General features: G+C 62.8%; 18 protein-coding genes and 3 pseudogenes. 11 read left to right on the top strand and 10 right to left on the bottom strand.

What is annotated here, in order from left to right; genetic code table 11:
- Window positions 1–6: 6 nt before the first annotated feature.
- From MF410_RS34925 to MF410_RS34915, 3 genes are read right to left on the bottom strand one after another with little or no spacing between them, the layout of a single operon-like run.
- Window positions 7–1,617 carry a carboxyl transferase domain-containing protein gene (locus tag MF410_RS34925; RefSeq protein WP_222134924.1) on the bottom strand — a complete coding sequence of 537 codons (1,611 nt, stop codon included), beginning with the start codon at window positions 1,615–1,617 and terminating at the stop codon, window positions 7–9.
- A complete protein-coding gene (locus MF410_RS34920) occupies window positions 1,614–2,759 on the bottom strand; it encodes an isovaleryl-CoA dehydrogenase (RefSeq protein ID WP_222134925.1) in 1,146 nt (381 codons plus the stop codon). Before MF410_RS34920 ends, MF410_RS34925 begins: the two co-directional genes overlap by 4 nt.
- Window positions 2,760–2,802: 43 nt before the next feature.
- Window positions 2,803–3,837: an AraC family transcriptional regulator gene (locus tag MF410_RS34915; protein WP_097626265.1), complete on the bottom strand. Its 1,035-nt coding sequence runs from the start codon at window positions 3,835–3,837 to the stop codon at window positions 2,803–2,805.
- A gap of 131 nt (window positions 3,838–3,968) precedes the next feature.
- Here MF410_RS34915 and MF410_RS34910 point away from each other — a divergent pair, with 131 nt between their 5' ends.
- The 7 genes from MF410_RS34910 (at window position 3,969) to lpdA (ending at window position 12,034) form a co-directional block, all read left to right on the top strand.
- Window positions 3,969–4,736, top strand: a complete 768-nt coding sequence (locus tag MF410_RS34910; RefSeq protein WP_222134926.1) for a 3-hydroxyacyl-CoA dehydrogenase — start codon at window positions 3,969–3,971, stop codon at window positions 4,734–4,736.
- Between the two features lie 23 nt (window positions 4,737–4,759).
- Window positions 4,760–5,947 carry an acetyl-CoA C-acyltransferase gene (locus MF410_RS34905; protein WP_222134927.1) on the top strand — a complete coding sequence of 396 codons (1,188 nt, stop codon included), beginning with the start codon at window positions 4,760–4,762 and terminating at the stop codon, window positions 5,945–5,947.
- A 14-nt stretch (window positions 5,948–5,961) separates the two neighbouring features.
- Window positions 5,962–7,089: an acyl-CoA dehydrogenase family protein gene (locus MF410_RS34900; protein WP_097626263.1), complete on the top strand. Its 1,128-nt coding sequence runs from the start codon at window positions 5,962–5,964 to the stop codon at window positions 7,087–7,089.
- Between the two features lie 63 nt (window positions 7,090–7,152).
- Window positions 7,153–8,385: a 3-methyl-2-oxobutanoate dehydrogenase (2-methylpropanoyl-transferring) subunit alpha gene (locus MF410_RS34895; RefSeq protein WP_183780221.1), complete on the top strand. Its 1,233-nt coding sequence runs from the start codon at window positions 7,153–7,155 to the stop codon at window positions 8,383–8,385.
- 1 nt (window position 8,386) lies between these two features.
- On the top strand, window positions 8,387–9,400 hold the full coding sequence (locus tag MF410_RS34890) for an alpha-ketoacid dehydrogenase subunit beta (RefSeq protein WP_131711263.1): 1,014 nt from the start codon (window positions 8,387–8,389) through the stop codon (window positions 9,398–9,400).
- A 3-nt stretch (window positions 9,401–9,403) separates the two neighbouring features.
- Window positions 9,404–10,633: a dihydrolipoamide acetyltransferase family protein gene (locus MF410_RS34885; RefSeq protein WP_239621437.1), complete on the top strand. Its 1,230-nt coding sequence runs from the start codon at window positions 9,404–9,406 to the stop codon at window positions 10,631–10,633.
- Between the two features lie 3 nt (window positions 10,634–10,636).
- Window positions 10,637–12,034 (top strand): dihydrolipoyl dehydrogenase, encoded by a 1,398-nt coding sequence (gene lpdA, locus MF410_RS34880; RefSeq protein ID WP_222148870.1) that lies wholly within the window; start codon window positions 10,637–10,639, stop codon window positions 12,032–12,034.
- 296 nt (window positions 12,035–12,330) lie between these two features.
- On the opposite strand, the gene MF410_RS34875 is transcribed toward lpdA, so the two are convergent.
- A complete protein-coding gene (locus tag MF410_RS34875) occupies window positions 12,331–13,269 on the bottom strand; it encodes a LysR family transcriptional regulator (RefSeq protein ID WP_239621436.1) in 939 nt (312 codons plus the stop codon).
- A gap of 115 nt (window positions 13,270–13,384) precedes the next feature.
- Here MF410_RS34875 and MF410_RS34870 point away from each other — a divergent pair, with 115 nt between their 5' ends.
- Entirely contained in the window at window positions 13,385–14,458 is a 1,074-nt protein-coding gene (locus MF410_RS34870; protein ID WP_131711260.1) for a tartrate dehydrogenase, read from the top strand.
- Window positions 14,459–14,656: 198 nt separating this feature from the next.
- Window positions 14,657–15,133 carry an Lrp/AsnC family transcriptional regulator gene (locus MF410_RS34865; RefSeq protein WP_003577877.1) on the top strand — a complete coding sequence of 159 codons (477 nt, stop codon included), beginning with the start codon at window positions 14,657–14,659 and terminating at the stop codon, window positions 15,131–15,133.
- 95 nt (window positions 15,134–15,228) lie between these two features.
- Here the strand turns inward: MF410_RS34865 and MF410_RS34860 are convergent.
- Both MF410_RS34860 and MF410_RS34855 read right to left on the bottom strand, forming a co-directional pair.
- Window positions 15,229–16,604 (bottom strand): annotated as a pseudogene (locus MF410_RS34860) (aspartate aminotransferase family protein).
- 13 nt (window positions 16,605–16,617) lie between these two features.
- A complete protein-coding gene (locus MF410_RS34855; protein ID WP_131711259.1) occupies window positions 16,618–17,454 on the bottom strand; it encodes a GNAT family N-acetyltransferase in 837 nt (278 codons plus the stop codon).
- 409 nt (window positions 17,455–17,863) lie between these two features.
- Here MF410_RS34855 and MF410_RS34850 point away from each other — a divergent pair, with 409 nt between their 5' ends.
- Complete coding sequence (locus MF410_RS34850; protein WP_097626254.1) at window positions 17,864–18,532, top strand: haloacid dehalogenase type II; 669 nt, start codon at window positions 17,864–17,866, stop codon at window positions 18,530–18,532.
- A 179-nt stretch (window positions 18,533–18,711) separates the two neighbouring features.
- On the opposite strand, the gene MF410_RS34845 is transcribed toward MF410_RS34850, so the two are convergent.
- The 3 genes and pseudogenes from MF410_RS34845 to MF410_RS34835 form a co-directional block, all read right to left on the bottom strand.
- Complete coding sequence (locus tag MF410_RS34845) at window positions 18,712–20,169, bottom strand: NAD-dependent succinate-semialdehyde dehydrogenase (protein ID WP_183780200.1); 1,458 nt, start codon at window positions 20,167–20,169, stop codon at window positions 18,712–18,714.
- A gap of 380 nt (window positions 20,170–20,549) precedes the next feature.
- A pseudogene (locus tag MF410_RS34840) lies at window positions 20,550–22,005 on the bottom strand (aldehyde dehydrogenase family protein).
- A 107-nt stretch (window positions 22,006–22,112) separates the two neighbouring features.
- Window positions 22,113–23,390, bottom strand: a pseudogene (locus MF410_RS34835) (FAD-binding oxidoreductase).
- A 278-nt stretch (window positions 23,391–23,668) separates the two neighbouring features.
- Between MF410_RS34835 and MF410_RS34830 the strand changes: the two are divergent.
- A complete protein-coding gene (locus MF410_RS34830; protein WP_131711255.1) occupies window positions 23,669–24,379 on the top strand; it encodes a cupin domain-containing protein in 711 nt (236 codons plus the stop codon).
- A 106-nt stretch (window positions 24,380–24,485) separates the two neighbouring features.
- Here MF410_RS34830 and MF410_RS34825 read toward each other — a convergent pair whose 3' ends face one another.
- The gene (locus tag MF410_RS34825; RefSeq protein ID WP_097626250.1) at window positions 24,486–24,842 is read right to left on the bottom strand and encodes a cupin domain-containing protein; all 357 of its coding nucleotides are present in this window, start codon (window positions 24,840–24,842) and stop codon (window positions 24,486–24,488) included.
- Window positions 24,843–24,852: the final 10 nt, after the last annotated feature.

Raw genomic sequence — 24,852 nt, 5'->3', positions numbered from 1 at the left:
CGCGCCTCACATCCTGAACAGGCCGAAGCGCGGCCCTTTCGGGATCGGCGCATTCAGGCAGGCCGAAAAGGCGAGACCCAGCACATCGCGCGTCTGGCGCGGGTCGATGATGCCGTCGTCCCAGAGACGGGCCGTGGCAAAATAGGGATTGCCCTCCGCCTCGTAGCCGGCGCGGATCGGTGCCTTGAAGGCCTCCTCCTCGGCGGCCGACCAATCCTCACCGCGCGCCTCCATCGCGTCGCGGCGGATGGTGGCGAGCACCGAGGCCGCTTGTTCGCCGCCCATGACGCTGATGCGGCTGTTCGGCCAGGTAAAGAGGAAACGCGGGCGATAGGCGCGGCCGCACATGCCGTAATTGCCGGCCCCGAAGCTGCCGCCGATGATGACGGTGACTTTCGGCACGGTGGCGGTCGCAACGGCCGTCACCAGCTTCGCCCCATCCTTGGCGATGCCGCCGGCCTCATAGCGGCCGCCGACCATGAAGCCGGAGATGTTCTGCAGAAAGAGCAGCGGCACGCGGCGCTGGCAGGCGAGCTCGATGAAGTGGGCGCCCTTCAGCGCGCTTTCGGAAAACAGCACGCCATTATTGGCGATGACGGCGACCGGCATGCCCCAGATGCGGGCGAAGCCGCAGACGAGCGTGGTGCCGTAGAGCGGCTTGAACTCATGCAGTTCCGAGCCGTCGACGATCCGGCCGATCACCTCGCGCACGTCATAGGGCGAGCGCACATCATCCGGAATGAGGCCGATGAGATCTTCGGGATCGAGTTTCGGCGGGCGCGGCGGCGTGACGTCGATATCGACGGATTTGACGCTGTTGAGGCTGGCTGCGATATCGCGAACCAGGAGCAGCGCATGTTCGTCGTTCTCCGCGACATGATCGACGACGCCGGAGCGGCGGCCATGGGTCTCGGCGCCGCCGAGTTCTTCGGCCGAGATGATTTCGCCTGTGGCGGCTTTCACCAACGGCGGGCCGGCCAGGAAGATCGTGCCCTGATTGCGCACGATGACCGTTTCGTCGGACATGGCCGGCACATAGGCGCCGCCGGCGGTGCAGCTTCCCATCACGCAGGCGATCTGCGGAATGCCTTCGGCCGACATTTGCGCCTGATTGTAGAAGATCGCGCCGAAATGGTCGCGGTCGGGAAAGACCTCCGCCTGATGCGGAAGATTGGCGCCGCCGCTATCGACAAGATAGAGGCAGGGCAGCCGGTTCTGCAGGGCGATCTCCTGCGCCCGCAGATGTTTCTTCACCGTCAGGGGGTAATAGGCGCCGCCCTTCACGGTCGCGTCATTGGCGACGATCATCACCTCACGGCCCGAAACGCGGCCGATGCCTGATATGATGCCGGCGCCCGGCGCCTCGTCGCCATACATGCCGTTGGCAGCCAGCGTGCCGATCTCCAGGAAGGGGCTGCCGGCATCGATGAGCAGCTGGATGCGGTCGCGCGGCAGGAGTTTGCCCTTGCTTGTGTGGCGCTCGCGTGCCGATTGCGATCCGCCCTCACGCGCTTTCGCCGAACGGGCGTGGAGCTCGTCGATCAGGGTTTTGTTCTTGACGGCATTGGCCTTGAAGCTGTCGCTGTCGGGATCGATCGCAGTCGAAATCACCGTCATGACGCAATGAGCTCCCGGCCGATCAGGTAGCGGCGGATCTCGTTGGTGCCGGCGCCGATATCGTAGAGCTTGGCATCGCGCAGGAAGCGTTCGACCGGCCATTCCCTGGTATAACCGGCGCCGCCGAGCGCCTGGATCGCCTCCAGCGAAACCTTCACCGCATTCTCGCTGGCAAAGAGGATCGCGGCGGCGGCGTCGGTGCGTGTCGCCCGGCCGGCGTCGCAGGCCCGGGCGACGGAATAGACATAGGCGCGGGCCGAATTCAGCGCGACATACATGTCGGCGATCTTGGCCTGCATCAGCTGGAAATCGCCGATCGGTTTGCCGAACTGCTTGCGATCGCGCACATAGGGCAGCACGACATCGAGGCAGGCCTGCATGATGCCGAGTGGACCGCCGGCAAGCACGGCGCGCTCGTAGTCGAGGCCGGACATCAGGATCTTCACGCCTTCTCCCTCCCGGCCCATCAGCGCCTCGGCCGGCACCTCGCAATCCTGGAACACCAGTTCGGCCGTGTCGCTGCCGCGCATGCCGAGCTTGGAAAGTTTTTTCGAGACGCTGAAACCAGGCAGGCCTTTTTCGATAATGAGGGCGGAAATGCCTTTCGGACCAGCCGCCGGATCGGTCTTGGCATACACGACGAGCACGTCGGCATGCGGCGCATTGGTGATCCAGAACTTGGTGCCGTTCAGGATATAGCGGTCGCCCTTTTTCTCGGCCCGTAGGCGCATCGAGACGACATCGGAACCGGCGCCAGCCTCCGACATGGCGAGCGAGCCGACATGTTCGCCCGAGATCAGCTTCGGCAGATGGCGGTGTTTCTGTTCCGGCGAGGCCCAGCGGCGGATCTGGTTGACGCAGAGATTGGAATGGGCGCCGTAACTCAAGCCCACCGAGGCCGAGGCGCGGGAAATCTCTTCCATGGCGACGACATGATCGAGATAACCAAGACCGGCGCCGCCGAATTCCTCTTCGACGGTGATTCCATGCAGGCCGAGCGCGCCCATCTCAGGCCAAAGCTGGCGCGGAAACGTGTTGCTTTCGTCGATCTCCGCGGCCAGCGGAGCGATATGATCGGCCGCAAACCGCGCCGTCGTTTCACGGATCGCGTCCGCGGTGTCGCCGAGCGAAAAATCAAACATGGCACTCCTCCCGCTGAAATATGTAGCGCGGGTTGCGGAAGGTTCAAAGTGTCCTTGATTGCAATGGCCCATCCAATTGCGAGAGAGCTTCCTCCCGGCGAAAGACCTCGGGGCTCTTGCCCATCCATTTCCGAAAGGCTCGGAAGAAGGCGCTCGGCTCGGAATAGCCGAGCTGCACGGCAATCTCACCGATGGACATCGAAGTGTTCAGCAGCAGTTCGACGGCGAGATCCCGGCGGATGTCGTCCTTGATGGCGGCATAGCTTTGTCCCTCGTCGTGCAGACGGTGGCGTAGCGTGGAGGGCGGCATTCGCATATCGGCGGCAAGCTCGGTAAAGCGCGACCAGGCAGCCGGCGTGGCCAGATTCAGGCGGCGGCGGACGGCGGCGGCGATACCGGCATCATAGCGATAGCGCACCAGAATATTGGCGGGCGCGCCGCGCAGGAACTGTTTGAGCGCCTGTTCGCTGCGCGCCACCGGCAGGTCGAGCAAGGCGCTGTCGAAGCCGAGCCGGCTGATGGTTTGCGAGAAACGCACTGGCGCGCCGAAGAAGAGCCGATAGTCGGCGCCTTGTTTGGGCTCCGCGCAGCGGAAATCGACGAGCCGGATCGGAATGCGCCGGCCGACCAGCCAGCAGGTGATGCCGTGCAGGATGATCCAATAGGTGCGATAGGCGAAGGCTGAACGCGGGCCGCCGGCATCCGTGAGCTCGACCTCGGCCAGGCCGTCGCGGATGACGAGCCGTCCCCTGGGATCGTCGAGCACGACATCGAGGAAACGCAGCGCTCGGCGCAGGGCGTGGCCTAGCGTTGGCGCATGCAGCACAGAGTGGCAGAGCAGCGTGAAGCTGCCGCCGCGCATCGGTCGGCCACCCATGCCGAAGAATTCGTCGTCGAGCTCGGCGGCGATTGCCAGCCAGAGCGCGCCATAGGTCTCGGCCGACACCGGTTGATCGACCAGCGGCGGCAGTCCCACACGCGCAAGAATAGGCTCTGTCGGCTTGTCCAGCCGCCGAAGGCTGTCAAGGGCCTCCTCGACAAAGGCCGGTGCAATCATGCGTCGCTCGATTTCGGCCATCGCGCCCTCTATGGCAAAACTGTCCGAAATAATGGAGCAGTTCTGTCATCGCTTGCAATAGGTCGACGGAATGAGAATCCTGTCATTCGGCTGAGCCTGGAGGAGGCGTGGCCGGCAGGAGGAACAGGTCCATGCTGATCCGAGGTTCAAGTTTCATCGTGACCGGCGGCGGCTCCGGCCTCGGCGCGGCGACGGCGCGGATGCTTGTGGAGGCGGGCGGGCGGGTGACGATCGCCGATCTCAACTCGGAAGCCGGACAGGAAATCGTCCGGGAATGTGGAAGTGATGCCCGTTTCGTCAGGGCCGATGTGACCGGTGGCGAGGAAGGGGCGGCGGCGGTTGCCGCTGCCGTCGAATCCTTCGGCAACTTGCGCGGATTGGTGAATTGCGCAGGCGTCGCACCGGCCGAAAAGGTGATCGGCCGCGACGGGCCTCACCGGCTGGAGAGTTTTGCCCGCACGGTGAGCATCAATCTCATCGGCACATTCAACATGATCCGGCTTGCCGCCGCAGCAATCCAGACTACCGAGCCGGATCCGGAAGGCGAACGTGGCGTCATCGTCAATACGGCCTCGGTTGCCGCCTTCGACGGCCAGATCGGCCAGGCAGCTTACGCCGCCTCCAAGGGCGGGGTGGCGGCCATGACCTTGCCGATCTCCCGCGAGCTTGCTCGTCACGGCATTCGCGTCGTGTCGATCGCACCCGGCATTTTCGAGACGCCGATGATGGCTGATATGCCGGCCGAGGTTCAGGCGGCGCTCGGTAAGAGCGTGCCCTTTCCACCGCGGCTCGGTCGGCCGGCGGAATTTGCCGGGCTGGTACGCCATATCTTGGAAAACAACATGCTGAACGGCGAGGTCATCCGCCTCGATGGCGCATTGCGGATGGGCGCGCGGTGAACGCTTCGCCCCAAGGAGGAAAGATGGTTTTGCAGGATCCCATCGTCATCGTCGGTGCGGCGCGCACCCCGATCGGCAGCTTTCAGGGAGAGCTGAAGGAGGCGACTGCGCCGGAACTCGGAGCAACGGCGATCCGCGCGGCGCTGCAGCGGAGCCGCATCGCGGCCGAGGCGATCGAGGAGGTCGTCTTCGGTTGTGTCCTGCCGGCCGGGCAGGGGCAGGCGCCGGCGCGCCAGGCGGCGATCCATGCCGGTCTGCCCTTCGCGACTGCGGCGAGCACCGTCAACAAGATGTGCGGCTCAGGCATGAAGGCGGTGATGATGGCGCATGACCTGATTGCCGCTGGCAGCGCCTCAGTGGCGATTGCAGGCGGCATGGAAAGCATGACGAATGCGCCCTATCTTCTTGACAAGGCCCGTGGCGGCTACAGGCTCGGCCATGGGCGTGTCGTGGATCACATGTTCCTCGACGGGCTGGAGGATGCTTATGACAAGGGGCGCTTGATGGGCAGCTTCGCGGAGGATTGCGCCGAGGCCTATCAGTTCACGCGCGACGCGCAGGACAGCTACGCCATCGCCTCTCTGACGCGGGCGCAGAAGGCGATCGCGGACGGGTGTTTCGAAAGCGAGATCGTGCCGGTCACGGTGAAATCGGGCAAATCAGAGCAGGTGGCGAACCGCGACGAACAGCCGGGAAAGGCCAGGCTCGACAAGATCCCGTCGCTGAAACCGGCTTTCCGCGACGGCGGCACGGTGACCGCGGCGAATTCCAGCTCGATCTCCGATGGCGCGGCAGCCCTGGTACTGATGCGCCGCTCCGAGGCGGCGCGGCGCGGCCTGACGCCGCTCGCCACGATCCTCGGCCACGCCACGCATTCGCAGGCACCCAATCTTTTCGCCACCGCGCCGATCGGCGCGCTGCAGAAGCTCTCCGACCGGACCGGCCTGGCGCTTTCCGACGTCGATCTCTTCGAAATCAACGAGGCTTTCGCCGTCGTCGCCATGGCGGCGATGCGCGATCTCGACCTGCCGCATGAAAAGGTCAACGTGCATGGCGGCGCCTGCGCGCTCGGCCATCCGATCGGCGCATCGGGGGCTCGGATTTTGGTGACACTGCTTTCGGCGCTGCAGCGATACGGACTAACGCGCGGCATGGCCGCGCTCTGCATCGGCGGCGGCGAGGCGACGGCTGTCGCCATCGAGCGGCACTAGCGGGGGGCGAGCAGATGATCCTTTCCGACCTCCAACAGCAGATCACAGATCTCGCCCGTGATTTTGCCCGCGATCGGCTGGCGCCGGGAGCCGCTAAACGCGACCGGGAGCATCTGTTCCCGCGCGAGGAACTGAAGGAGATGGGCGAACTCGGCCTGCTCGGCATGCTGGTGCCGGAGGCCTATGGCGGCTCGGATACGGGCGTCGTTGCCTATGCCGCGGCACTCGAGGAGATTGCCGCCGGCGATGGACCTTGTTCGACGATCATGAGCGTGCACAGCTCCGTCGGCTGCGTGCCGATCCTGAAATTCGGCACCGAGGAGCAGCGGCAGCGCTTCCTGCCGAAACTGGCAAGCGGCGAATGGATCGGCGGTTTTGCGCTGACCGAGCCGCAGGCCGGTTCCGACGCCTCCAACCTGAAGACCCGGGCGCGGCGTGACGGCGATCATTATGTGCTCGACGGTGCCAAGCAGTTCATTACCTCGGGAAAAAACGGCAATGTCATCATCGTCTTTGCCGTCACCGATCCCGATGCCGGCAAGAAGGGCATCACCGCCTTCGTCGTGCCGACGGAGACGCCGGGCTACGAGGTGATCCGCGTCGAGGAAAAGCTCGGTCTACATTCCACCGATACCTGTCAGATCGCCTTCAACGCCATGCGCATTCCTGCAGAATTGAGGCTCGGGGCGGAAGGCGAGGGCTATCGCATCGCGCTCGCCAATCTCGAGGGCGGGCGGATCGGCATTGCAGCGCAGGCGGTCGGCATGGCGCGGGCGGCCTTCGAGGCGGCGCGCGATTACGCTAGGGAACGCACGGCCTTCGGCAAGCCGATTTTCGAGCACCAGGCCGTCGCCTTCCGCCTTGCCGATATGGCGGTCCGCATCGAGGCGGCGCGCCAGCTGGTCTTTCACGCGGCCGCGTTGAGGGAGGCCGAAATGCCCTGCCTGTCGGAAGCCTCGATGGCGAAACTCTTTGCCTCGGAGATGGCCGAGCGCGTCTGCTCCGACGCAATCCAGATCCATGGAGGCTACGGCTACATGGCCGATTATCCGGTCGAGCGCATCTACCGTGATGTGCGCATCTGCCAGATCTATGAGGGAACGAGCGACGTGCAGCGCATGGTAATCGCCCGCAATCTATAAGAACCATACCGGCCTTGCCCCCCGGGAGAGGGGCGTGGCCGGCAAAGGGAGGAAAGAAAAAGCATGGTGGATTCCGGTCGTTTGAGCCTGCACGTCCCCGAACCCGCTGTCCGTCCGGGCGGCCAGCCCGATTTTTCCAACGTCAAGATCGCCAAGGCCGGCTCCGTGCCGCGGCCGGAGGTGGATGTCGCCTCGGAAGAAATCCGCGACCTCGCCTATTCGATAATCCGCGTGCTGAACCGCGACGGCGAGGCGGTCGGTCCCTGGGCGGGGTCGCTCTCCGACGAGGAATTGCTGACCGGGCTACGCAACATGATGAAGCTGCGCGCCTTCGACGCCCGCATGCTGATGGCGCAGCGCCAGGGCAAGACATCTTTCTATATGCAGCATCTCGGTGAAGAGGCCGTCAGCTGTGCCTTCCGCAAAGCGCTCAACAAGGGAGATATGAACTTCCCGACCTATCGCCAGGCAGGTCTGCTGATCGCCGATGATTATCCGATGGTCGAGATGATGAACCAGATCTACTCGAACGAGAGTGATCCGCTGCGCGGCCGGCAGCTGCCGATCATGTATTCTTCCAAGGAGCACGGCTTCTTCACCATCTCGGGCAATCTCGCCACCCAATATGTCCAGGCTGTCGGCTGGGCGATGGCCTCGGCGATCAAGAACGACAGCCGCATTGCCGCCGCCTGGATCGGTGACGGATCGACGGCGGAATCGGATTTCCACTCGGCGCTCGTCTTCGCCTCGACCTACAAGGCGCCCGTCATCCTCAACATCGTCAACAATCAGTGGGCGATCTCCACCTTCCAGGGCATCGCCCGCGGCGGTTCGGGGACTTTTGCCGCCCGCGGCCTCGGCTTCGGCATTCCGGCGCTCAGGGTCGACGGAAACGACTATCTCGCCGTCCACGCCGTCGCCCGCTGGGCGGCCGAGCGGGCGCGGGGCAATCTCGGCCCGACGCTGATCGAATATGTGACCTACCGTGTCGGCGCGCATTCGACCTCCGACGATCCGAGCGCCTATCGGCCGAAGACGGAATCGGAGGCCTGGCCGCTCGGCGATCCGGTGCTGCGACTGAAGAAACATCTGATCGTCAAGGGCGCATGGTCGGAAGAGCGGCATGTGCAGGCAGAAGCCGAAATTATGGACGAGGTGATCGAGGCGCAGCGCCAAGCGGAGGCTCATGGTACGCTGCATGCCGGCGGCAGGCCTTCGGTGCGCGATATTTTCGAGGGCGTCTATGCCGAGATGCCGCCGCATATCCGCCGTCAGCGGCAGAAGGCGGGGTACTGACATGACCAGGATGACGATGATCGAGGCGGTGCGCAGCGCCATGGACGTCTCGATGGCCAAGGACGACAATGTCGTGGTTTTCGGCGAGGATGTCGGCTATTTCGGCGGCGTTTTCCGTTCCACGCAGGGCCTGCAGGCAAAATACGGCCGGACGCGCTGCTTCGACACGCCGATCAGCGAATCCGGCATCGTCGGCACGGCGATCGGCATGGCGGCCTATGGGCTGAAGCCCTGTGTCGAAATCCAGTTCGCCGATTACATGTATCCCGCCTATGACCAGCTGACGCAGGAAGCCGCGCGCATCCGCTACCGCTCCAACGGCGATTTCACCTGCCCGATCGTCGTGCGTATGCCGACAGGCGGTGGCATCTTCGGCGGCCAGACGCACAGCCAGAGCCCGGAAGCGCTCTTCACCCATGTCTGCGGGCTGAAAGTGATCGTGCCGTCGAACCCCTATGACGCTAAAGGCCTGCTGATCGCCGCGATTGAGGATCCGGATCCCGTCATGTTCCTGGAGCCGAAGCGGCTCTATAACGGCCCCTTCGACGGCCATCACGAGCGGCCGGTGACGCCTTGGTCGAAGCATGAGCTCGGGGAGGTGCCCGACGGCCACTACACCATCCCGATCGGCAAAGCCGAAGTGCGGCGCGTGGGATCGGCGGTGACTGTAGTCGCCTACGGCACGATGGTGCATGTGGCACTTGCCGCCGCCGAAGATGCCGGCATCGACGCCGAGGTGATCGATCTTAGAAGCCTGCTGCCGCTCGATCTCGATACGATCGTCAAATCGGTCACCAAGACCGGGCGCTGCGTCGTCGTGCATGAGGCGACCCTGACGTCGGGCTTCGGCGCCGAAGTCGTGGCGCTGGTGCAGGAGCATTGCTTCTATCATCTCGAAGCGCCTGTTGTGCGCGTCGCCGGCTGGGACACGCCCTATCCGCATGCGCAGGAGTGGGATTATTTCCCCGGTCCCGGCCGGGTTGGGCGGGCGCTTGCCGAAGTCATGGAGGCCTGAGCCATGGGCGAATTCATCATCAAGATGCCGGATGTCGGGGAAGGGATCGCCGAGGCCGAACTTGTGGAGTGGCACGTGAAGGCAGGAGATCCGGTCCGCGAAGACATGGTGATCGCCGCCGTCATGACCGACAAGGCCACAGTCGAAATTCCCTCACCCGTCAGCGGCACCGTCATCTGGCTCGCTGGTGAGATCGGAGACCGTATCGCGGTCAAGGCGCCGCTGGTGCGGATCGAGACAGCCGGCGAGGCCGACGAGGCTCAGCCCGTGCAAATCTCGCAGGCGCGTGTTGCAGAAACGACGAAAGTCGAGATTGCCAAGCCTGCCCCTGCGGCGCCTGCCCCTGCGGCTGCACCGGTTGAAAAGCCGCTTGCCGCGCCCTCCGTCCGGCTCTTCGCCAGGGAAGGCGGGGTCGATCTCCGGCAAGTGCAGGGCACGGGGCCTGCCGGTCGCATCCTGCGCGAGGATGTCGAGCAGTTTCTGTCTCAGGGAGCAGCGCCCGCAACGGTAAAGAATGGTCTCGCCAGAAAGACGGCGACCGAGGAGATCAAGCTGACCGGCCTGCGCCGCCGCATCGCCGAGAAGATGGTGCTGTCCACCTCGCGCATTCCCCACATCACCTATGTGGAGGAAGTCGACATGACCGCGCTTGAAGAATTGCGCGCCACCATGAACAGCGAACGCCGCGAAGCGCACCCGAAATTGACGGTCCTGCCCTTCTTGATGCGGGCGCTGGTCAAGGCGATTTCCGAGCAGCCCGAGGTCAACGCCACCTTCGACGACGATGCCGGCATCATCACGCGCCATGGCGCCGTGCATATCGGCATCGCCACCCAGACGCCCGCGGGTCTGACCGTGCCGGTGGTGCGGCACGCAGAAGCGCGCGGCATCTGGGATTGCGCCGCCGAAATGAACCGGCTGGCGGAGGCGGCGCGGACGGGGACCGCGACGCGCGACGAACTTTCCGGCTCGACCATCACCATCAGCTCTCTGGGCGCTCTCGGCGGCATCGTCTCGACGCCTGTTATCAATCATCCCGAAGTGGCGATCATCGGCGTCAACAAGATCGCCACGCGTCCGGTCTGGGACGGAACGCAATTCATGCCGCGCAAGATGATGAACCTCTCCTCGAGCTTCGATCATCGCATTATCGACGGCTGGGACGCGGCGACCTTCGTGCAGCGCGTCCGTACGCTCCTCGAAACCCCGGCGCTCATTTTCATCGAAGGCTGATCCATGAAAGAGATTGTCTGCAAGCTCCTCGTTATCGGCGCCGGCCCGGGCGGTTATGTCTGCGCCATCCGCGCCGGGCAGCTCGGTGTCGATACGGTGATCGTCGAAGCCGGAAAGCCGGGAGGCACCTGCCTGACGGTCGGCTGCATTCCCTCCAAGGCGCTGATCCATGCCGCCGAGGAATTCGCCGCCACGCAAAGGATGCTTGCCGGCAAGAACCCGATGGGCATCCGTGTCGAAGGCGCCTCGATCGATCTTGGCAGGACGGTCGCTTGGAAGGACGGCATTGTCGGCCGGCTGACGAACGGGGTTTCGGGCCTCTTGCAGAAGGCGCGGGTCAAGATCGTTCACGGCCGGGCCCACTTCCGTGACGGCAAGACGGTGGAGGTCGAGACGGAAACTGGCCAGCAGATCATCCGCGCCGAGACCGTGGTGATCGCCACCGGCTCCGACCCGGTGGAGCTTTCCAACCTGCCATTCGGCGGCCGCGTCATTTCCTCGACGGAGGCGCTGTCGCTAACGGAGCTGCCGAAAAAGCTGGTCGTGGTCGGCGGCGGTTATATCGGCCTGGAGCTCGGAATGGCCTTCGCCAAGATGAGATCGGAAGTGACGGTCGTCGAGGCGACGCCGCAGGTGCTGCCGCTCTACGATGCCGAACTCGTGCGGCCTGTCATGCGCAAGCTTACCGAAAGCGACATCCGGGTGCTGACAGGCGCGAAGGCGATGGGCCTTGCTGACAACGGTGAGGCGTTGCTTGTCGAAACCTCCGATGGCCGGCGAGAAAGCCTGTCGGCCGACCGCATTCTCGTGACCGTCGGTCGCCGCCCGCGGACGGCGGGATCCGGTCTCGAGGAGCTCGATCTCGATCGCGCCGGTCCCTATCTCAGGATCGATGATCGCTGCCGCACCTCGATGCGCGGCATCTATGCGATCGGCGACGTGACCGGCGAACCGATGCTGGCCCACCGGGCCATGGCGCAAGGCGAGATGGTGGCGGAGATCATCGCCGGCAAGAAGCGCGCCTGGGACAAGCGCTGCATCCCCGCCATCTGCTTTACCGATCCCGAGATCGTCAGCGCCGGTCTCTCGCCGGCCGAAGCGCAAGCGCAAGGCTATGAAATCCGCACCGGCCAGTTTCCGTTCAGCGCCAACGGCCGGGCGATGACCATGGTATCGGAAGAGGGCTTCGTGCGCGTCGTCGCCCGCGCCGACACGAACCTCGTTCTCGGCATCCAGGCGGTGGGGGCAGGCGTCTCCGAGCTCTCGGCGGCTTTTGCGCTGGCGATCGAGATGGGCGCGCGCCTGGAAGACATCGCCGGCACGATCCACGCGCATCCGACCCGCAGCGAAGCGGTCATGGAGGCGGCGCTGAAAGCGTTGGGAAGCGCCCTGCATATCTGAGGCGAAGCCCGATCCGGATTCTGACGATCCTGGAAATTGGGATATTAAATCAAAATTATAACGATAAATCGGCAGTCCGTCAGGAGGGAAATCTGATATATTCAATTATAAATTGTAAATCTTGCATAAGTTGAATTATGGAACTAACGAATCCCGCTCATTTGAGATCGGAGCATGCTTTCTTCGGCATCTTTGACACAGTTTGTCCCTGATACCGCCTTTCGCTGCAATGCGGGACGCAAGACCTCCGAGCGCCTTCAGCGGCATTCAAGCCGGGGCGATCGAGAGCCGGCGTCTCAGGCCGCTGCCGAATATATTTCGAGATTCCGCCTCAGGAGATCAAGCAGCGCGTCTCGTTCGGGATCACGGACTGCTTTCATCCAGGCGACAGCTAGCGGCAGTTTCGGCGTCGTCTGCCCTGCTCCCTCCTGCACCGGCAGAAAGCGAACGCCGGCAGAGGCGAGAGAGGATGTCCACCGCGGGACGATGGCGAGGCCGAGGCCGGCGGCGACCATGCTGACGATGGTTTGCTTTTCATCGGCGACCTGGGCGATATCAGGGTGCAGGCCGGCTGCGGCAAACAGGTTCATCGTCAAATCGTAGCTGTGGGGCCGGGATCGCCTGTCCGGTACGATCAGCGGCGCATTCGCCAGATCCAGGACAGAGACGTTCTTATGGTCAGCGAGTTCATGAGAGGCCGGGACTGCGACGACGGTCGTCTCGGAAAACAGATCCTCGACCGCAAGATGACGGCTCATTCCCGGACGCGGCCTGATAAAAGCCAGATCCAACCCGCCGGCCAGCAGTTTGGGCACGAGCCGAATGGATTTGCCCTCCATCAGCTGGATTTTGACATCGGGGGCGATGGCTCGAAAGTCGTGGATCAGTGTCGGAAGGAGGCCGGCGGCGGCGCTATCGATCGCGCCAATCCGAAGGATGCGGCTGCGCCGGTGATGCCTGGCACGAAATTTTTGACCAAGTTCATCGAGCCGGGCGAGAAGCGGCCTGACCTCCTCCAGCAGCGCTACTCCATCCTCGGTCAACGAGACGCTCCGGGTCGTGCGGCTCAGCAACTGACTTCCGACCGACTCTTCCAGCAGGCGCACATGGCGCCCGAGCGATCCTGGAAGCAACCCGATCCTTTGCGCCGCCCTTCCAAAATGAAGCTCCTCGGCAACGGCAACGAAGCACCTCAACTGCTCCAGTCTCCACAGGCAGCCTCCTATTATATCCATAATTTATATAATTCTTTCATCGTTGAGTAAACCGAGAGCTCGGCACTAGGCTTAAGGTAGAACGCGTAGGCCGCATCGGGTGGACTGGCGCGGAAGAGGTTGCCGGAGCAAATCAATGCGTGAATATTCTATCGCCGCTATTCCTGCGGACGGGATCGGGCCCGAAGTCATTGCCGCCGGGCGAACGGTGCTCGCAAGTCTGGAAAAACGTCTCGGCGATGTGAGATTTGCCATCGAACACTTCGACTGGGGCTCCGACTACTACAAAAGACATGGCGTAATGATGCCTTCCGACGGGCTTGAACGGCTGAAGAAATTCGACGCGATCTATTTCGGCGCCGTCGGCGCGCCGGATGTTCCCGATCATATCACCCTCTGGGGGCTCAGACTGCCGATCTGCCAGGGCTTTGATCAATATGCCAATGTGCGGCCGACCAAGATCCTTCCGGGCATTACTCCTCCGCTGTGCAACTGCGGCGTCGGCGATCTCGATTGGGTGATCGTCCGTGAGAATTCCGAAGGAGAATATTCCGGCCATGGCGGCCGCGCCCATCGCGGCATGCCAGAGGAAGTCGGAACAGAGGTTGCCATCTTCACCCGCGTCGGCGTCACCCGCATCATGCGTTACGCCTTTAAGCTGGCGCAGGCGCGGCCGCGCAAATTGCTGACGGTCGTGACGAAATCGAATGCCCAACGGCACGGCATGGTCATGTGGGACGAGATCGCCGCCGAGGTGGCCGCAGAATTCCCTGATGTCACCTGTGACAAGATGCTGGTCGACGCCATGACGGTGCGGATGACGCTGAAACCGCAGAGCCTCGACACGATCGTCGCGACCAACCTGCATGCCGACATCCTCTCCGACCTTGCCGGCGCGCTCGCCGGCAGCATCGGAGTCGCGCCCACCGCGAATATCGACCCGCAGCGCCGGTTTCCCTCGATGTTCGAACCGATCCATGGTTCGGCCTTCGACATTGCCGGCAAGGGCATCGCCAACCCCATCGCAACCTTCTGGACCGCCGCGCAGATGCTCGACCATCTCGGCGAGCAGGAGGCTTCGGCCCGTCTCATGCGCGCCTTCGAAGCGGTGACAGGCGCGGGTATCCTCACCCCCGACGTCGGCGGTACTGCCACGACCAAAGAGGTTACCGATGCGGTTTGCGACGCGATCCATTCCTCCAATGTTTAGAACAGGGCTGCGTGATGTCACGCACCATCGCCTCGCCGGCGGGCAGCATAAAATGCTGTCGCAGGCCAGGACGTATACTATTCGTCCCGCCAGGAGCCCAAGAAACGCGATCGACTCGCGCTTTCGATGTGGTAGTGTTGGCAGTGTAGCGGCATAATATGCTGCGGCGCTGGCAGGTTCGACAGGCGGAGTGAAGCGATGAAACTCGACCGGATCGATATAAAAATTCTGCATGAGTTGCAGAAGAATGGCCGCGTCACCAATGTCGAGCTCGCCGAGCTCGTCAACCTGTCGCCGAGCCCCTGTCTGATGCGGGTGAAGAAGCTGCAGTCTGAAGGTTATATCGAGGGTTATTCCGCGCAGATCAACGTCGCCAAACTCGGCCAGACGCTGACGGTGTTCACGGAGATCACCCTGAAAAACCACCGGCAGATCGATTTCGCCCGGTTTTTGACAACGGTCGAGAAGATCGACCAGGTGATCGAATGCCATCTGGTCTCCGGCGGCTATGACTATCTCTTGAAATTCGTGACGGCCGGGATCGGCGAATACCAGACGATCATGGAGCGACTCTCCGATATGGAGATCGGCATCGACAAGTATTTCAGCTTCGTCGTCCTGAAATCGCCCATCGTCAAATCGCACATGCCGTTGACGAGCCTGTTTCCGCTTTAGTTCGATCGTCGACCCGGCCGCGGCGGCAACAAGGTGGGAATGCGCGTGGTATCGCCCTTGTTATAACGTTGCTATGAAACCGCAGCGGGCCGCGGTCAGCCCTTCAGGGCCGCGCGTACATCGGGGTCGGCCAGGGTGTCATCAAGCGTTTTGTGCGTGCGCTCGATGATGGCGTCGATATCGGCGTCGGTGCAGCAGAGCGGCGGCGCATAACCGAGCACGCCATTGGCGAAGGCACGGATGACCAGGCCGTTTTCCCAGGCGCGGTCGAAGACGCGGCGCGCCGGATCAGCGGTCGACGGCAACGGCGTCTTTTTTCCTTGTCGACCACCAGTTCGATGGCGGCCAGCATGCCACGGCCGCGCACGTCGCCGACAAGCGGATGGTCCTTGAGGCTTTCAAGCCCCTGCATCAGCCGTGCCCCGGCTTTCCGGCCGTTCTCCAGGAGGCCGGTTTCGTAAAGGTTCAGCACTTCGAGACCGACGGCTGCGCTGACGGGATGGGCCGAATAGGTATAACCGTGGCCGACGGCTGCGCCTCCGGCGCCATCCGCGATGGCCTGGTAGACATGATCGGTCATGAAAACCGCGCCCATCGGCACATAGCCCGAGGTCAGACCCTTTGCGGTGGTGATGAAATCAGGAACGATCCCGTCGTCCTCGCATGCAAAGAGCGGGCCGGTGCGGCCGAAAGCGGTAATTACTTCGTCGGCGACAAAGAGGATTCCGAGCTCGCCGCAGAGCGCCCGCATCGCCTTCATCCAGCCCTTCGGCGGCACCAGTACACCGCCCGAACCCTGAATGGGTTCGGCATAAAAGGCGGCGACCCGTTCGGGGCCGATTTCTTCGACCTTGCGGCGCAGTGCCGCGAGCGAGGCGTTGATGATCGCCTGCGAATCCTCACCTACCGGGTTGCGGTAGGCGTAGTGCGAGGGGATTTTATGCTGCCAGTCGAAGGGAATGCCGAAGCCGGCGTGGAACAGAGGAAGCGCCGTCAGTCCTGCCCCGACAGTCGATGAACCGTGATAGCCTTGCTCAATGGAGATGAACTGGTCGCGCTGCGGCTGGCCGCGGGCGATCCAGTAATAGCGGATGAACCGGATCGTGCTGTCGACGGCATCGGATCCGCCCAAGGTGAAGTAAACATGATTGAGATCGCCCGGCGCCCGTTCGGCCAATGCCGCGGCAAGCCGGATCGCCGGTTCCGAACCGAGACCGAAATAAGTGGTGGCATAGGGCAGTTCGCGCATCTGCCGCGCCGCCGCCTCGACGATCGATTCATGACCGTAACCGGCATTGACGCACCACAGGCCGGCAAAGCCGTCGACCAACTGCTTGCCCGAAGCATCGGTCACCGTCGCCCCTTTTGCCGAAGCGAGCACACGCACATCGAGCTTTTCATGGTTGCGGTAGGAGGCGACGGGGTGGACGAGATGGGCGCGGTCGAGTTCGACAAGGGAATTGCTGTACATAATGCTCTCCGGATCAGCCGAGTGCCTGGTTGGCGAGGGCGAAGATGGTGGCGACGGAATCGACGGCTGGGATCGATGGCTTCATCATGGCGATGCCGCCGCCGACATGGGCGAAGCCTTGTTCGGCCAGCCAGCCGGACAGGCCGGCGGCAGTCGTGGTATCGACCCTGAGGAACGCGCCGGGGCGCCGTGCGATGAAATGCGTGACGAGCGCCTTGGCGTCATCCACGTTGCCCGCAATGACGGGGCCGATGACCTCGCCCCGGCCGAAGCTGCGAAGGACCGCAAAACCGCTGACGCTTCCATTGCGGCGGCGTACCACGGCGAGTTCACCGACCTTGGCGAGATATGCGATCAGATCGGCGCGATCGGCGCCGAAGGCCTGTCGATCGAGTTCGGTGATTGCCGAGAAATCGGTCATGGCGGCGGCTGACGTTGCCGTCGGCGCGGCGCGTTCTGCTGCGATGCCTTGATGCTGCAGAATGCGGCCGGTCTGGCGGAAGCCGAGCTTCTCGTAGAGTGGAAGGCCATCGGCGGTCGCTACAAGCCGGAGCGGGCGATCGCCGGCGAGCTCCATTGCGGCATGCATTAGCTTGCGGCCAAGGCCGCGGCCGCGCATGGCTTGATCGACGATGACCATGTTGATCGTGGCGCAGTCTTGCTTGTAGGGGGTGACGAGCACGGTGCCCACCACCCGGTCGCCCTCGATGGCGACGACGCCCTCGCTCAAGGCACGCGCCATCTCCCAGTCTTCAGGCCGATGGGGCCAGCCCGCCTGCCGCGACAGCGTGAGGGCGGCACCCAGGTGTTCGCTGCCGAACGCGGCAAAGTCGATCTGGCTTGTCTGCATGACACTTCCCTTATTCTCCTGAGTGGAAGTGTGAAGGAGTGCGGGTTGGCTAATCGTCTGAAGGCTGCGCCCTGAGCGGTATCTTATCGTTTTCCCTTTGTCGCCTGCCGCATCTTATGCTGGCATGTGGGCGCCACCGGGCGGATCGCGAGCAACATTCGCTGCACGTCGGCAAGCCGGGTGAGTGAGTGCGGCGAGCCGATCAAATCAACAAGCATCATAGAGGCCGACATAGCCATCCTCGCCGTCGTTCAGCCACCGCCAGCGAGCGGGGCACCTACTACCATCTGCCAAAGCCGCCTTTCGATACGCAATAATCTGCTTCGATCGCAGCTACATTCAGGCGAGCCGCGGGGTGGGCCGCGCCTATCATGACTGCGCCCCGGTCCACGCTCCAAAGGATATGTTCATGACCCTCATGCGCCCGAAATACATCACCTTCGACTGCTACGGCACGCTGACCAATTTCCAGATGGCGGAGGCGGCCCGCGACCTTTACGGCAATCAGCTCGACGAGCCGCGCATGGCCGAGTTCGTCCGCAACTTCGCCGCCTATCGCCTCGATGAGGTTCTGGGCGACTGGAAGCCCTATGCCGAGGTCGTTCACAATTCGATCGAGCGCAGCTGCAAACGCAACGGCATCAAGTTCAGGGACGAAGACGCCCGGATGGTCTATGAGCGCGTGCCGACCTGGGGTCCGCATGCGGATGTGCCGGCTGGCCTCGCGAAGGTCGCCAAGGAGATCCCGCTGGTGATCCTGTCGAATGCGATGAATTCGCAGATCATGTCGAATGTCGAAAAGCTCGGCGCTCCGTTCCATGCGGTTTACACGGCCGAACAGGCGCAAGCCTACAAGCCGCGCCTGCAGGCCTTTGAATATATGTTCGATATGCTCGGCTGCGCGCCCGAAGATGTCGTGCACTGCTCCTCGTCATTCCGCTATGACCATATGTCGGCCAACGATATCGGCATCAAGAACAAGGTGTGGGTCAACCGCCGCCATGAACCCGCCAACCCGTTCTATGGCTATGTCGAAATCCCCGACATTTCCGGCCTGCCGGGCGTTTTCGGTCTCTGAACCGTACGAGGAAAAGCGCGGGCGTTTCCTCCCGCGCTTCTTTTGAAGTGATCGGCTGTGCTTGCGGACCGACTGAAGCCGAAGGGTTGCCAACCCTCGTGTGTTGCGGTGGTTGTAAAAAAAATGGCGCACCCCGCGTGCGCCACATTGCTGGTTCTCGTCCCGTAATCGCTTCAGGCTCAGCTCAGTCCGCCGATATGGAAGCTCTTCATCTCGAGATATTCTTCGATGCCCGCCTGCGCGCCCTCGCGCCCGAGGCCGGATTGCTTGACGCCGCCGAACGGGGCGACTTCGGTTGAGATCGCGCCGGTGTTGAGCCCGATCATGCCGAACTCGAGCGCTTCGCCGACACGCCAGGAGCGCTTGAGGTTTTCGGTGTAGAAATAGGCAGCCAGGCCGAAGGGCGTGCCGTTGGCGATTGCGATCGCCTCGTCTTCCGTCTCGAAGCGGAAGAGCGGAGCAACCGGGCCGAAGGTTTCTTCGCTGGCAAGCAGCATGTCGGTCGTCGCCCCGGTCAGCACCATCGGCGCGGCGTATTGCGAGCCCTCCGCCACGGAGCTTCCCTGTGCGGCGATCTTGGCGCCTTTGGAGAGAGCGTCTTCGACATGGCGGGTGATCTTGTCGATCGCCGCTGCGTTGATCATCGGGCCGATAACGTTGCCGGGTTCCGTGCCGGGGCCGACCTTCATGGCGTTGACGCGAGCGCCGAGTTTTTCGGCGAAGGCATCATAGACACCGGCCTGCACCAGGATGCGGTTGGCGCAGACGCAGGTCTGGCCGCCGTTGCGGAACTTGGACAGGATTGCGCCCTCGACAGCGAGATCGAGATCGGCGTCGTCGAAAACGATGAACGGCGCGTTGCCGCCGAGTTCGAGGGAGAGCCGCTTGACGCTGTCGGCAGCGCCGCGCATCAGAAGCGAGCCGATCCGGGTCGAACCGGTGAAGGAGATCTTGCGCACCGTCGCGTTTGCCATGAACTCGTTGCCGATCTCCGTCGGCATGCCGGTGACGATATTGATCACACCTGCCGGAATGCCGGCGCGCTCGGCAAGGACACCCATGGCGAGCGCCGAATAGGGGGTGAATTCCGAAGGCTTGACGACAACCGTACAGCCGGCCGCCAGGGCGGGCGCCACCTTTCGGGTGATCATGGCGATCGGGAAATTCCAGGGTGTCACGATGGCGCAGACGCCGACCGCTTCCTTGAGCACGACGATGCGGCGATCCGGCGTCGGCGAGGGAATGGTATGGCCGCCGATGCGGCGAGCTTCTTCGGCAAACCATTTGACGAAGGAAGCACCGTAACGGATTTCGGCACGCGATTCATCGAGAGGCTTGCCCTGTTCAAGAGTGATGAGCAGCGCCAGATCCTCGAGATTTTCGATCATCAGGGCATACCAGCGCTCGAGCAGAACGGCGCGTTCGGCATTCGTTTTCTTCTTCCACGAGCTGAAGGCGGCATTGGCTGCGTCGATCGCCGCCCGGGTCTCGGCTGTGCCCATGTCGGGAACGGTGCCGAGATTGTCCTGAGTGGCGGGATTGACGACGTTTACCGTCTTGCCCGACGCCGCACGCGACCAGATCCCGTCGATCAGTCCGGCCTGCTGGAAAAGGTCGTTGTCGTTCAAATCGAGCATATCGTTTCCTCTCTGACCATTGGTCGCTGGCTGCAAAAGCCAGCGTCTGGAATGAATTCCGTCTTGGTCGTTATCGCCGGCCTCGACGTGTTCCCGACCAAAGCCTACCGAAACTGAACAAGCAGCATGCATCGACAGTGGGTGCCGGGGCGGTGGAAAATAATGTTTTGAGTGATGAGACAGTCATCTTCGGCTGATGAAGGGGACGCGTTTTTTCCTCCTGGGCGGTGCGCTTCCGACGGATACCAACACCCCCTCACGCCTTTCGGCGTCATGCTAAAGCGCGTCGCGATCTTTCAGCTTCGCTCCACGCGCTTTAGGTCTTTGTTTTTACGCATGTCGTTATCACAAAGCCGCTGCACACTTTTGCGCGACTTGCTTTAGAAGTAGCCAAGGATGGATTTGACCTCGAGGTATTCCAGCATGCCCTCAATGCCGAATTCGCGTCCGTTTCCAGATTGCTTAAAGCCGCCAAAAGGCGCGTGTGGATCCCAGGCTGGATAGTTGAGATGCACTTGACCGCAGCGGATCCGTGACGCGACGTCCCTGACGACGTCTGTATTTTTACCCTGCACATGTGCACCCAGACCGTAGACGGTATGGTTGGCGATGGTGATGGCTTCCTCCACCGTGTCGTAAGGAATGAGGCAGAGAACCGGGCCGAAGATTTCCTCCTGGGCGATACGCATATCCGTGCGCACGTCCGAGAAAATTGTCGGTTTGACGTAGAAGCCGGCATTCAGACCGGCGGGACGACCCTCGCCGCCGGTGACGAGCGTCGCGCCTTCCGCAATTCCGACGCCGATCATGGTTTGGATCCGATCGAACTGGGCCCGGTTGGCGATCGCGCCATGGGTGCTGGCTTCTGAAAGGGGATCACCGACAACGATCTCATCTGCGGTTCTTTTGGCGATGGACTCGCTGTTGGAGAGCATCGCGCGCGGCACGATCATACGCGTCGGCGCGCTGCATGATTGGCCGAGATTGCGGAAGGCAGCCGCTAGGCCCATGGCAACGGCGCGGTCAAGATCGGCGTCCGGCAGGATCACGTTCGGCGACTTGCCGCCAAGCTCCTGCGCGACGCGCTTGACGGTCGGCGCGGCTGCCTGGGCCACAGCGATACCGGCACGGGTAGAGCCGGTAATCGAAATCATGTCGACATCCGGATGGGACGCGAGAGCCGAACCGACGCAGGAGCCGTCACCATTGACGAGGTTGAAGACGCCGTTGGGGAAGCCGGCTTCCTCAATCGTTTCTGCAAACAGCAGCGCGCCGAGAGGCGAAAGCTCGCTGGGCTTCAGCACGACCGTGCAGCCTGCGGCGAGTGCCGGCGAAACTTTGGCGGTGATCTGGTAGAGCGGCCAGTTCCAGGGCGTAATCAGTGCGCAGACTCCGATCGGTTCCTGGGCGACGGCGGTGTGGCCGCGCTGCTTGACGAAGGGGAAGGCTTCCAGGAGATCGCGGGCGACCTTCACATGGGCGATCGCCAGCGGCACCTGAGCGCTGCGCGCATATCCGATCGCCGCGCCCATTTCGAGAACTCAGGCACTGCGCGAACAGTTCGCTGCGCGCTTCGAGCAGCGTCCGCAGGCGATCGAGCAGACCCGCGCGGTATTCCGGCCTGGTCCGGCTCCAGGTCGCGAAGGCCCGCCGGGCGGCGGAAACCGCCGCGTCGACATCCTCGCCGTTGCCGAGCGCAAACTGGGTCACCGTCTCTTCCGTGGCAGGATTGACTACGACGCCCTTGGCGCTGCCTTTGGGTTCGAGCCATTGACCGTCGATGAAGAACTTGCCCAGACGACCGTTGCGGGACAGATGTTCGAGAGGTGTGATCATTGCAAAGTCCTTATGCGGCAACAGGCACGGAGGATCGGCAGGGAATCAGGGGTGGCCGTCCTGCGTTAGGCCATCGGAGCCCGCGCGGGGCGCGGCGCCAGGATCGGTCAGGGCAGCAGGTCCTTCATGCGGTAATAGGTGCCGACGATGGGCAGAAACCACGGGTTTCCGGTATGCATCGGGACGGCGGGCCACGCGAAGCCGTCGAGCGGATTGGCGTCCTTGCGCCCCATCGCCATATTGGCCAGCGCGCTGCCCATGAAGGTCGATAGCTGGGCGCCGTGGCCGGAATAGCCCATGCTGTAAATCACACCCTCGGCGCTGCCTGCGCGGGGATAACGATCCTGCGTGCAGCCGACGAGGCCGCCCCAGCAATAGTCGATCTCGACGTCTGCAAGCTGCGGAAACATGCCGAGCATCTGCTGGCGCAGAAGCTGCCCGGAGCTGACGTCGGTTTTCTGGTTCGATACCGCCGAAAATCTCGCCCGCCCCCAAACAGCATGCGGTTGTCTGGCGTCAGGCGGAAGTAGTTGGCGATGTTGAGGGAGTTGGTGAAGTTGCGGTTGCCCGGAACTGTCGCCGCGACCTCCTGCGGGGTGAGCGGGCGTGTCGCAATGATGAAGGAAGCGATCGGCATCAGCCTCCGGCGGAAATAGTTAAAGACGCTTGGCGTATAGGCATCGGTCGCCAGGATGACCTGGCGGGCGGTCAGCGAGCCGGTCGGCGTGGTTAGCCGCCATCCATTCGGGACGGGCTCGCGGGCGGTCACCGGGTTGTGTTCCCAGATCGCCGCGCCATGGCGGTGGGCCGCCTGCGCCACGCCGTTGGCGTAGCGCCCCATGTGCATCATGGCGGATTTCGGATAGAGGATCCCGCCATGGAAGGCATCCGATACCACCTCGTTGCGGAGGTCCTCGCGCGTCAGCCATTCGGCTGACGGGTCGACCTCGCGGCGGATTTCTTCGGCCATTGCCTGCAGCTTGCCGACATGAGAGGGCTTCGAGGGCAAGCTTGAGCTTGCCGCCCCTGCGGAAGTCGCAGGCGATCTTTTCCTCCTCGACGATGCGTTCGATCATGTCGATCGAGTCGTCATAGGCCCGCCACAAGCGGCGCGCCCGGTCTTCCCCGAGATGCTGCCTGGCGGCGCCGAAGCTTGCGAAATGGCCGCTGTTGAGGTGCCCGCCATTGCGGCCGGACGCACCATAGCCAACGTGTTCGGCTTCCAGCAGAGCGACCTTCACACCGGATTGCGCCAACGTGCGCGCGGCGTTGAGCCCGGTGAAACCGGCGCCGATCACCGCAACGTCGAAATCTCCCGAGACGGGGTCGGCGATGCCTGCGGCGAATGGGATCGAGGTATCATGCCAGTAGGACGCAAATTTCATTGGCGCATGCCTTTATGCTCGTCTGATCCAATGCAGGAAGTATAGGCCTGCTTGCGCTGGAGAGGTGCGGCGCAGGCGGCTTTGTTTCGCAACAATTGCCTGTGTTGGGGGCAGCAAACCAAAGGATATTCTGTTTAAGCGCCAACTCCGCAGCGCGCCCCTTGAAGCCACCGATTAGGATCTATGCAGAATTCGAGCCAGTGACTGGCAGATTAGCCCTCGGCCCATCGGCAACAGCATCAGCCTATGAATATCTCACCAAAAATGGGAGTGACGTCATGACCGGTAAAACCATTCTCCTCTTCGAGGCGAAAAGCGGATCCGCCCCTGAAGGCAAACGAAAAGCCTTGGGACCAGACGACATATTCGCGGTCGGCCGCGATATCGTCTGGAGCGCCTCGGGCGGCGTTTTCGCCGGATCGGTCCATTGGAATGGAAAAGCCTCGATCGCCGGCTTTCCCCACACGGAATGCCTGGTCGTCGTGGCAGGCCGTCTTGTCCTGCATTCGGGCGGCTCGACGTTTCATCTCACGTCCGGCGACAGCGTGGTCATCGGCCAGGGCGAGGACATTACGGCGGAAGCGGAAAACGGCACGCAGTGGATCTTCTGCGCAACGACCGCGGCGACATCAAGCGCGCAGGGCGTCGTGGCGATCGACAGGGATGTGGCGCTTGCCCCCTCCCCGCCGCCTCCGGCGCAGTTCGTGGAAGGGGACACGCCTCAGTGCCGTCTCTTCAGGGCATTTTCCGACGAAGAGGCCGGCTTTCGGGCTGGTGTCTGGGCGACGACGCCGCACATCCGGATGTCGCGCTCTCATCCCGTCCATGAATTGATGTACATCCTGGAGGGGCAGGCTGATGTGACCGATGGCGACGGGACGCAAACATCGGTTGGCCCGGGAGACGCGATCTTCGTCGGCCGGGGGACGGTGAACCGTCTTTCAATTCAGGGCAACCTCAAGAAGATCTTTGCTATCGCCGAAGGCTAATGCGTGCGCGCTTTAGAGAGTTGGCGGTTCAGCCGCCTCGTGTTTTCAGCACGTGATTGCCGGATATAAGCGGCGTGCCGTTCTTCGGGCGCGCGCCGGCGGCTTCTCAGTCGTAAACGCAGACGTAGATCTTGCGCACGGTTTCGATGGTGCGCCAGACGCCGACAAAGCCAGGCTTCATCACGAAACTGTCGCCGGCGCGATACATCTTTGTCTCGCCGTCTTTTTCGTCGATCTCAATGACACCGGAAATGATGTGGCAGAATTCGTAGACCGTGCCCTTGATGGAATGGTGCTCGCCGGGGGTTGCTTCCCAGATGCCGGTGAGCACTTTTTCGCCTTTTGAGGCATCCTGTGCCCAGGTCTTGTAGGCCGGATTTCCTGAAATCAGCCGTTCCGCATCCGGTACGGCCTGCTTTGGAGTAAAGTTCGGATTTGTGTCGATGGTCTGCAGAAGCGACATGTCATTTTCC

The organism is Rhizobium sp. C104 (assembly GCF_022354505.1).
Classification (GTDB): domain Bacteria; phylum Pseudomonadota; class Alphaproteobacteria; order Rhizobiales; family Rhizobiaceae; genus Rhizobium; species Rhizobium redzepovicii.
This window is presented reverse-complemented; position numbering and strand designations above follow the sequence as displayed.